Here is a 938-nt window from a genome sequence, read left to right as displayed (position 1 = left end):
ACTTGCGTGAAAATGTCCGAAGTATTACCACATGCATCTTTAACCGTCCAGGTATTAGTATACGTTCCAGAGTTTCCACAAGACTCAGAAGCTACAAACACTCCGCTAGTTTTAACGATGTTAGTTACATCACTATCACAATTATCGGTTGCCACAGGAGCATTCGCTTGAGCGGAAGTTAATCCAGCAGCATCACTACATTGTAATGTAATGTTAAGTGCAGTTGGAGCAGTAGTCCAAGTTGGTTTCGTAGTATCTTCAATACTTATCACTTGTGTGAAAGCATCGGTAATATTTCCGCAATCATCTTTAGCAACCCAAGTGTTAGTATACGTTCCGGTATTAGCACATGAAGTAGAAGCTACAAATAGACCACTTGTTTTGGTATAAGTAACGATTGAACAATTTGCAGTAGCAGTAGGTGCTTGATTTTGTGCAGTTGTTAATCCTGCCGCATCACTACATTGTAATGTAATATCTAATGTTCCTGCTTGAGTAATCCAAGTTGGGATAGCAGTATCTTGAACAGTAATTACTTGCGTAAATACAGTAGATGTATTATTACAAACATCATTTGCTGTCCAGGTATTAGTATACGTTCCTGAATTAGCACATGAAGTAGAAGCTACAAATACACCGCTAGTTTTGGTATAAGTAACGATTGAACAATTTGCAGTAGCAGTTGGTGCTTGATTTTGTGCAGTTGTTAATCCTGCTGCATCACTACATTGTAATGTAATATCTAATGTTCCTGCTTGAGTAATCCAAGTTGGGATAGCAGTATCTTGAACAGTAATTACTTGCGTAAATACAGTAGATGTATTATTACAAACATCATTTGCTGTCCAGGTATTCGTGTAAGTTCCTGTGCTTCCACAGCTACCTCTTTGAAATTGACCACTTATTTTAGTATAGGTTACTGTTCCACCACAATTATC

1 protein-coding gene is annotated in these 938 nt (G+C 37.7%); it reads right to left on the bottom strand.

All coding sequences use genetic code 11. The features are described 5' to 3' along the window. Positions 1–938: HYR-like domain-containing protein (locus IW20_RS26510; RefSeq protein ID WP_035629125.1), on the bottom strand; the 938-nt coding region annotated here is incomplete at both ends.

Origin of the sequence: Flavobacterium hydatis, from assembly GCF_000737695.1 — a bacterium.
GTDB classification, from domain to species: domain Bacteria; phylum Bacteroidota; class Bacteroidia; order Flavobacteriales; family Flavobacteriaceae; genus Flavobacterium; species Flavobacterium hydatis.
The sequence above is the reverse complement of the archived record's forward strand: the minus strand, read 5'-3'. Positions and strand labels throughout refer to the sequence as shown.